The organism is Bombella mellum (assembly GCF_014048465.1).
Lineage (GTDB): Bacteria > Pseudomonadota > Alphaproteobacteria > Acetobacterales > Acetobacteraceae > Bombella > Bombella mellum.
This window is the reverse complement of record NZ_PDLY01000005.1, coordinates 181,886-192,580: the sequence shown is the minus strand read 5'-3', so window position 1 is coordinate 192,580 and position 10,695 is coordinate 181,886. Positions and strand designations below refer to the sequence as shown.

The window sequence follows — 10,695 nt, the reverse complement described above, 5'->3', positions numbered from 1 at the left end:
GTTGGACAATGCCGCAACCGCCAACATCACCGGAGGTCAGGTCCTCGGAACGACGACCAGCACCGGAACGCTCAACGCATCCTCCTCAAACCTGGCCAACATCATCAACAAGGTCAGTGACAACTCATCCCAGACAGTCAGTACAGCTACCCTGCTCAGAAGCAGTGCTGGAGCTGTCACCAACGAGGCGGGAGCCACCTTCTCGGCAACGGGCGGGAAGCTCTCTTCCGCCACAAACAGCGGCACCATGACGCTGGGCAAGGACAACACCGTCAGACGTGACGTCACCCAGAATGGTGGAAGTCTGACGCTGGATGGTAACACAATTGAGGGGACACTAAGGGCCAATGGTGGCCACTTCAACGTCACCAATAACGGCTCCACGGCCGGCTCCCTCACAGGATCAGGTGACGGCACCCTCAATGGCACGCTGAACCTGACCAGCGCCAACGATGAATATTCCGGCAGCATGGGTGGGACCGGCGGCCTGACCCTCTCCGGCGGGCATGAAACACTGACAGGCAACAGCAGCTACGCTGGTCCGACCCTCGTCAAGAACAATGCCCAGCTCGAAGTGGATGGCGACAACAGTGCCGCAAAAGGCCAGACCTCCGTCATGGATACGGCCACCCTCCGCGGTAAGGGCACGATCGGTGGTGATGTGACCATCGGCTCCGGAGCCACTCTGGCACCGGGCACGAATGAAAATCCCGGTACACTGACCGTCAACGGCAACCTGAATCTGGACAACGGCTCCCGTCAGGTCTTCCGCCTCGGCCAGACCAACACGGAAGGCGGGAAATATAACGATTTCGTGGACGTGAAGGGCAACCTTCAGCTCGGTGGCACGCTCTCCGTCCAGCCGGTCCAGGGAGCTCCGAACGTCAGCAACTCTGCACTGGAGGCCGGCCTGTACCGCCTGTACAGCTATGGTGGTAACCTTGTCGGCTCGCAGCAGCAGTTGCAGATTCTACAGGATTCAAAATCCGATCTGGCCCTCCAGACCTCCATTGCCCATCAGGTCAATCTGGTCGTTGGCAGTAACGGCTACAATTACTGGGATGGTAATGACAGTTCCCATCGTACCCAGAATGGTACGGGCAATGGAAAGGTCGAAGGTGGCGACGGTGTCTGGCGTGCATCCACCCCCAACGGCACGACAAACTGGACCAAGTCTGACGGCTCCGCCAACAGCCAGTGGCACGACGGTGACAGGGCGATCTTTGCCGCCAATGCCGGTACGGTTCATGTCGATGATGACAACGGCAAGGCTCCTGTCATCTTCTCCTCGGCACAGTTCGCTAACAATGACGGCAAAAACTATGTCGTGACCGGTGATCCTCTCCAGGCCTCCACGGGCGATACTGTCATCCGTGTGGGTGATGGCACATCCGAAGGCAGTAAAATCACGGCCGAGATTGCTTCCGTCATTGATGGCAGCCATGTTGATGGTGGAACTGGAACCAGTCTGCACAAGACGGACCAGGGAACCCTCATTCTCAGCTCTGATAACAGTTTTGCCAAGTCGACCCATATTGATGCTGGTACCCTCCAGCTCGGCAATGGCGGCACGACCGGGTCCGTCGGGTCTCAGCCGATCGTCAACAACGGGACGCTGGCAGTCGATCACAGCAACGACATCACTCTGACCCAGCTCATTTCCGGCACGGGTTCGTTCGTACAGAAAGGCTCTGGCACGACCACACTCAGCAACGCCGACACACATGACAAATATACGGGTGACACGGACGTTCTGGGTGGCCGCCTGAACATCACAGGCTTCATCGCTAGGAACCTGAACAACAATGCCACAACGGACGTCAACGGTGGCAGGGTTGGTGGCAAAACGACCAACACCGGTACCCTGACCGCAGAGAAGGGCACGCTGACTGACCTCGTCAATAATGCGAAGGGATCGGCTACCCTCACGGACAGCACGGCAGGCAACGTCACCAACAGTAATGATGCAACCTTCAAGGCAACGGATGGTTCCATCCTCGGTTCCCTGACCAATGCTGGCAATACTGATATCGATCACGGCACGGTCAGTGGTCCGACCACAAACAGTGGCACGCTGACAGCCAATAACAGCACACTGTCTGGTGGGCTCAACAACAGCGGCAAGGCCACCCTGACAGGAGGTTCGGCAGCATCCGCCACAAACAGTGGCACGCTGACAGCCGATAACAGCACACTGTCTGGTGGCCTCGACAACAGCGGCAACGCCACCCTGACAGAAGGTTCGGCAGCATCCGCCACAAACAGTGGCGAGCTGACACTGGGTCAGGGCAACATCGTCACAGGTGACGTCACCCAGAATGGTGGCACCCTCTCCCTTGATGGCAACACCATCAACGGAACACTGGCAGCCAAAGGTGGCCAGTTCACCGTCACCAATAACGGCTCCACGGTCGGTTCCCTCACAGGAAAGGGCAATGGCACGCTGGACGGGGCCCTCACCCTCAACAGTCCCACAGGCACGGGGGTCTATGATGGCAACCTCTCCGGGGACAAGGGCAGCCTCTCCATCGCTGCTGGTCATGAAACACTGACGGGAACCAACACCTTCGGTGGCCTTACAACCGTCGCAAAAGACGCCTCCCTGTCCCTCACAGGCTCCCTTGAAAAGGGGCTGACAAACAATAGTGGTACGGTCAACATCGATGGGACCGCCGATCAGGGCCATGGCACGGTCGGTGGCCTCATCACGAACAGTGGCAAGCTGACGGCTGAAAAAGGAACCCTGAACGGTGGCCTCGACAACAGCGGCAACGCCACCCTGACAAAAGGTTCGGCAGCATCCGCCACAAACAGTGGCGAGCTGACACTGGGTCAGGGCAACATCGTCACAGGTGACGTCACCCAGAATGGTGGCACCCTCTCCCTTGATGGCAACGAGGTTGACGGGACACTGGCAGCCAAAGGTGGCCAGTTCACCGTCACCAGCAATGGCTCCACGGTCGGCTCTCTCAAAGGTGCGGGTAATGGTACCCTCAATGGCACGCTGAACCTGACCAGCGCCAACGATGAATATTCCGGCAGCATGGATGGCAGTGGCGGTCTGACCGTCTCCGGCGGGCATGAAACCCTGACAGGCAACAGCAGCTACGCTGGTCCGACCCTCGTCAAGAACAGTGCCCAGCTCGAAGTGGATGGCGACAACAGTGCCGCAAAAGGCCAGACCTCCGTCATGGATACGGCCACCCTCCGTGGCAAGGGCACGATCGGTGGTGATGTGGCCATCAATTCGGGTGCCACTCTTGCACCGGGTACGGAAGCTGCCCCAGGAAAGCTGACCATCAATGGCAACCTGAATCTGGATAACGGTTCCCATCAAATTTTCCGTCTTGGGCAAACCGGCACGGAAGGCGGACAGTACAACGACTTCGTGGACGTGAAGGGCAACCTTCAGCTTGGTGGCACGCTCTCCGTCCAGCCGGTTGCAAATGGCAGCAGTGTCAGCAATGCGACCCTGATGCCTGGCCTGTACCGCCTGTACAGCTACGGAGGCAGCCTGTCCGGCGAGCAGCAGCAGTTGCAGATCCTACAGGATTCAAAGTCCGATCTGGCCCTCCAGACAGCCATCGCCCATCAGGTCAACCTGTTCGTCAGCAATGGTGGCTACAGCTTCTGGGATGGCGATGCCAGCTCGCATCGTACTCCAAATGATACGGGTAATGGCAAGATCGACGGTGGCGACGGCACATGGAGAGCCTCTACTCCCGGCAGCACCAAAAACTGGGCCAATGTTGATGGTACTGCCAACAACCAATGGCATAAGGACGACATGGCGATCTTTGCCGGTTCTGCTGGCACGGTCCATGTTGATGACCAGAAGGGTGCAGCTCCTGTCTCCTTCTCCGGGGCACAGTTTGCCAACAATGATGGCAAAAACTATGTCGTGACCGGTGACCCTCTCCAGGCCTCCACGGGCGATACTGTCATCCGTGTGGGTGATGGCACATCCGACGGCAGTAAAATCACGGCCGAGATTGATTCCCCCATTGATGGCAGCCATGTCCCTGGCGGAACGGGCCTGCACAAGACAGACCTGGGAACCCTGATTCTCGGTTCCGACAACAACTTCACCAATCCGACCCATATTGATGCCGGTACGCTCCAGCTCGGCAATGGCGGAACGACCGGGTCCGTCGGATCACAGGAAATCGTCAACAACGGGACGCTGGCGGTCGATCACAGTAACGACATCACTCTGGCCCAGCCCATTTCCGGCGCGGGCTCCGTCGTGCAGAAAGGCTCTGGGACGACCACTCTTGGAGGTAACAATACCTATAAGGGCGACACGAACGTTCTGGGTGGCCGCCTGAACATCACAGGCTCCATCACCGGCAATCTGAACAACGCTGCCACGACCGACATCAATGGCGGCAAGGCTGGTTTCACGACGACCGACAGTGGTACGACGATCAACACCGGTACCCTGACCAACACCGGTACCCTGACCGCAGAGAAGGGCACGCTGGCTGACCTCGTCAATGATGCGAAGGGATCGGCTACCCTCACGGACAGCACGGCAGGCAACGTCACCAACAGTAATGATGCAACCTTCAAGGCAACGGATGGTTCCATCCTCGGTTCCCTGACCAATGCTGGCAATACTGATATCGATCACGGCACGGTCAGTGGTCCGACCACAAACAGTGGCACGCTGACAGCCAATAACAGCACACTGTCTGGTGGGCTCAACAACAGCGGCAAGGCCACCCTGACAGAAGGTTCGGCAGCATCCGCCACAAACAGTGGCGATCTGACACTGGGCAGGAGCAACACCGTCACAGGTGACGTCACCCAGAATGGTGGCACCCTCTCCCTTGATGGCAACACCATCAACGGAACACTGGCAGCCAAAGGTGGCCAGTTCACCGTCACCAGCAATGGCTCCACGGTCGGCTCTCTCAAAGGTGCGGGTAATGGTACACTCGGTGGTACACTGGACCTGAACAATGCCCATGATACCTATGATGGCAGCATGGATGGCAATGGCGGTCTGACCGTCTCCGGCGGGCATGAAACCCTGGCCGGCAAAAACAGCTATACCGGCCCGACCCTCGTGAAGAACAATGCACAGCTGGATGTCAATGGCGACAATAGTGGAGCCACAGGCCCCACTTCCGTCGTGGACAATGCGACATTGCGGGGCAAAGGCACGATCGGTGGTGATGTGACCATCGGCTCTGGAGCCACCCTGGCACCGGGCACGAATGAAAATCCCGGTACGCTGACCGTCAACGGCAACCTGAATCTGGACAACGGATCCCGTCAGGTCTTCCGTCTTGGCCAGACCAACACGGAAGGCGGTGCCTACAACGACTTCGTGGATGTTAAGGGCAACCTTCAGCTTGGTGGCACGCTCTCCGTCCAGCCTGTCGAAGGGGCTCCGAATGTCAGCAACTCTGCCCTGATGCCAGGCCTGTACCGTCTGTACAGCTATGGCGGCTCCCTGTCCGGCACGCAGCAGATCGATCTGCTCCAGAAGGAAAAATCTGATCTGGCTCTTCAGACGGCCATCGACCATCAGGTCAATCTGGTGGTCAACAGCGGCGGATATACGTTCTGGGATGGGAACGACAGCTCTCACCGTACTCCGAATGACACCGGTAACGGCAAAATCGAAGGGGGTGATGGCGTCTGGAAGGCTCCAGGCGGCAACGGTACCGACAACTGGGCACAGGCTGATGGCAAGACCAACGGTCAGTGGCAGAACGGGAACACGGCCATCTTCACCGGCAATGCCGGTACGGTTCATGTCGATGATGACGGCGGCAAGGCTCCTGTCTCCATCTCCGGCGCACAGTTCGCCAACAATGATGGGAAGAAATATGTCGTGACCGGTGATCCTCTCCAGGCCTCGACTGGAGACACTGTCATCCGTGTGGGTGACGGTACGCCTGAAGGCAAGAACATCACGGCCGAGATTGATTCCCCCATTGATGGCAGCCATGTCGATGGCGGAACAGGCCTGCACAAGACAGACCTGGGAACCCTGATTCTCGGTTCCGACAACAACTTCACCAAGCCGACCCATATTGATGCCGGTACGCTCCAGCTCGGCAATGGCGGCACGACCGGGTCCGTTGGATCTCAGCCGATCTTCAACGACGGGACGCTGGCAGTCGATCACAGCAACGACATCACGCTGGATCAGCCCATTTCCGGCACGGGCTCCGTCGTACAGAAAGGCTCTGGTACGACCACTCTTGGAGGTGACAACACCTATACGGGCAACACGAACGTCGACAATGGCCACCTGAACATCACGGGTTCCATCGCTGGCAACCTGAACAACGCTGCCACGACCGACATCAATGGCGGCAAGGTTGGCGGTGCGATCTCGAACAAGGGCACCCTGACCGCCGAAAACGGCACGCTGGGTGACTTCGACAACACGGGCAAGGCCACCCTGACGGGCGGAACGACAAAATCCGCCACCAACACGGGCGATCTGACACTGGGCAAGGGCAACACCGTCACGGGTGACGTCACCCAGAATGGTGGCACCCTCTCCCTCGATGGCAACAAGGTTGACGGAACACTGGCAGCCAATGGGGGCCACTTCAACGTCACCAGCAACGGCTCCACGGTCGGCTCTCTCAAAGGATCAGGCAACGGCACCCTCAATGGCACGCTGGACCTGACCAACGCCCATGACACATATGCCGGCAGCATGGATGGCAATGGCGGTCTTACCGTGTCTGGCGGTCATGAAGTTCTGACGGGTGCGAACAGCTATACCGGCCCAACCCTCGTGAAAAACAATGCCCAGCTGGAAGTGGATGGCGACAACAGCCGTGCCACCGGCCCCACCTCCGTCGTGGACAGTGCCACCCTGCGTGGCAAGGGCACGATCGGCGGGGACGTGACCATTGGATCCGGAGCCACGCTGGCACCGGGCACGAATGAAAATCCCGGTACGCTGACCGTCAACGGCAACCTGAATCTGGACAACGGCTCCCGTCAGGTCTTCCGCCTCGGCCAGACCAACACGGAAGGCGGGAAATATAACGATTTCGTGGACGTGAAGGGCAACCTTCAGCTCGGTGGCACGCTTTCCATCCAGCCGGTCGAAGGGGCTCCGGACGTCAGCAACTCTGCGCTGATGCCCGGCCTGTACCGCCTGTACAGCTATGGCGGCGTTCTCTCCGGTACGCAGCAGATTGACCTGCTCCAGAATGCGAAGTCCGATCTGGCCCTCCAGACCTCCATTGCCCATCAGGTCAACCTGGTCGTTGGCAGTGACGGCTACAATTTCTGGGATGGGGATGACAGCTCCCATCGTACCCAGAACGGCACAGGTGATGGTCATGTGGATGGCGGTGACGGCATCTGGCGTGCCGCCAACCCCAGCGGGACGGCGAACTGGACCAAGTCTGACGGGTCCGTCAACAGCCAGTGGCAGGCTGGCAGCATGGCCTTCTTCACCGCCAATGCCGGTACGGTTCATGTCGATGATGACAACGGCAAGGCTCCTGTCTCCTTCTCCGGGGCACAGTTCGCCAACAATGATGGCAAGCAGTATCTCGTGACCGGCGACAGACTCTTCGCCTCCACGGGTGACACGGTCATCCGTGTGGGTGATGGTACGTCCGAAGGGAAGAACATCACAGCCGAGATCGCATCCGTCATCGATGGCAGCCATGTTGACGGCGGAACGGCCCTGCACAAGGCAGACCTTGGCACGCTCATCCTCAGCTCCGACAATGACTTTGCCAGGCCGACCCGTATTGATGCCGGTACCCTCCAGCTCGGCAATGGCGGCACGACCGGGTCTGTCGGGTCTCAGGAGATCGTCAACAACGGGACGCTGGCGGTCGATCACAGCAACGACATCACGCTGGCCCAGCCCATTTCCGGCACGGGTTCGCTCGTCCAGAAAGGCTCTGGCACGACCACACTCAGCAACGCCAACACATATGCAGGTGACACGGACGTTCTGGACGGCCGCCTGAACATCACGGGCTCCATCGCTGGCAACCTGCACAACGCCGCCACGACGGACGTCAATGGTGGCAGGGTTGGTGGCACGACGACCAACACCGGCACCCTGACCGCCGAGAACGGTACGCTGGCTCATCTGGACAACAGTGGCAAAGCGACCCTGACGGGTGGTCAGCTGGCTTCCGCCACGAACAGCGGTGCCATGACGCTGGGTCAGGGCAATACCGTCACGGGTGACGCCACCCAGAATGGCGGCACGCTCTCCCTTGATGGGAACAAGGTTGACGGAACGCTGGCAGCCAATGGGGGCCAGTTTGATGTCACCGGCAACGGTTCCACGGTCGGCTCCCTCACGGGGGCAGGCAATGGCGTGCTGGATGGCACGCTGAGCCTGACCAACGCCCATGACACCTATGCGGGCAGCCTCTCCGGCACGGGTGGCCTGACACTCGCCAGCGGTCAGGAAACGCTGACGAACCAGTCCCATATTGGCGGCCCCGTGGCCGTTAATGAGGGAACGCTGGCCCTCGCCGGTTCGGCCGCACAGCTGGCCACGGATGGTGGCATGACGATCGGTTCCAAAGGCCCGTCGGAGGTCACGCTCTCTGACGGAGCCGGACTGCACAGCAGCAGCCCGATCGTTTTCGCCAAGGCGGAGACCATGCCGGCTGACGGCCTCAATGCCACCATCAACGTGCTCAACGGCAGTACGCTGGCGGCGGGTGATGCCAATGGCCGGCCCGGCCTGGATGCGGAAGATGGTGCTAGAGCCAGACTGGTTCTGGACGGCGGTACCCTTCAGAACCAGAAGGGGTCTGACCTGACGGGCAATGTTGACACGTCCATCGGTTCGAAGGGTGCAACGTTCGACGTGCAGGACCAGAACCACCTGACGCTGGCCAGCAACGTCGCCCTGACGGGCGATGCGGCAGGCACGCTGGCAAAGACAGGCACGGGGACCTTCTTCTTCGAAGGAAACGGGTCTGCCTTCAGCGGTCCGACGGACATTCAGGCGGGTGAAATGGTCGTGGATGGTGACCTGTCCCATTCCGGCACGACAGTGCGGCAGAATGCCACGCTGGCCGGAACGGGAACGGTCGGCATGACGGAAGTGGCCACGGACGCAACACTGGCCCCCGGTGGCTATGGAAGCCTTGGCACACTGCGCATTGCTGGCGATCTGGACATGGCGAAAGGCTCCGTGCTGCGCATCCGTGGCACCAGCGACATGATCGGGCAGAAAATCCAGGAAAAGGATGGAACCAGCTATGATGCTGTGAATTCCGACCATGTGGCTGTCGACGGCAAGGCGACCCTTCAGGGTGGCACGCTGGACCTGCATGTCCAGAATGGCGGGACAGGCCTGACCTACGGGGAAGCCTACCGTGTCCTGACGGCAACCGGTGGAGTCATCGGGCATTATGACGACCTCCAGACCAACATCGGTCAGGATTACGCCTATCTGAGCCCGGCCCTGTCCTACACGGACAATGATGTGGACATCATCCTGCGTCGCAATCTTGAAGGGTTCGGCTATATTGGCGGGACACGCAACCAGATTGCGGCAGGGAACGGCCTTGACCACATTGCCCAGAATGATGCGCTGGCAGATGCCATGGTGCAGCTGACACGCAATCAGGCCAAGCAGGCCCTGGACAACCTCTCGGGTGAAATCCACGCCTCCATCCGCACGGCCCTGATCCAGGACAGCTTCTACACCCGCAATGCCGCCCTGAACCGTCTGGCCAATTCCGACTGTGACTACGGGCGCAACGGGCAGAGCGTCTATGATCTGAAGACCCGCAGAAAGAACGGGGCCTGCTATTCCGACCATGCCATCCTGTGGGGCCAGGCCTATGGCGGCCTCGGTCATAACAGTGGTGACGGCAATGCGGCCCTCATGCACCACAACACGGCCGGTTTCATCATGGGTGCGGATGCTCCGATCCGTGACAGCAACTGGCGTGTCGGTGGGCTGGTCTCCTACGGTCATTCCCAGTTCAACGTCCAGCGTGGCCGTTCCTCCTCCGGGAACAGCAACAACATCAGCATCGGTGCCTATGCCGGAACACACTGGGGCAACCTGAACCTCCGCCTTGGTGCCACCTATACCTGGAACGTCATCAACACCAGACGCCACATTGCCGTGGGGGCCTATGGTGGGCGTGTCAGCAGCAGCTATCTGGGCGGCACGGCACAGGCCTTTGCCGAGCTGGGTTACAAGATCCACGCCATGAACAGCGTGTTCGAACCCTTCATGAACGTTGCGTATGTGAACATGCAGACCAACAGCTATCATGAGCATGGCAACTCGGCCGCCCTGCGTGGTCAGGGAACCGACAGCGGGATGACCTTCTCAACCTTCGGCTTCCGGGCCGCCACGAAGGTCAACATCGGCAAGATGCTCTTCATGCCCCATGTCATGGGTGGGTACCGTCATGGCTTCGGGCAGCTCGGCTCCCGTCAGCATGAGGCCTTCGCTTCAACGGGCAACACCAACGACATGGAAGTGGCAGGTGTCCTGCTCTCCAAGGATGCTGCCATTGTCGACACGGGCGTGACGGCACAGCTGACGAACCGTATCGATCTGGACCTCTCCTACATTGGCCAGTACGGCAACAGGTCCATCGAAAGCGGCGCAACCGGCTCCTTCCGGATGCGTTTCTGAGACAGGCCTCATTCCTTACGGGATGATCCACCGGAAGGCGGGTCGGAACAGATGTTCCGGCCCGCTTTTTT

General features: G+C 59.6%; 1 protein-coding gene. It reads left to right on the top strand.

Features of this window, described 5'->3' with window-relative positions; translation table 11 throughout:
• Positions 1-10,624, top strand: a 10,624-nt coding sequence (locus CPA56_RS08755; RefSeq protein ID WP_182041619.1) for an autotransporter-associated beta strand repeat-containing protein, incomplete at its 5' end; no start/stop codon positions are given.
• Positions 10,625-10,695: the final 71 nt, after the last annotated feature.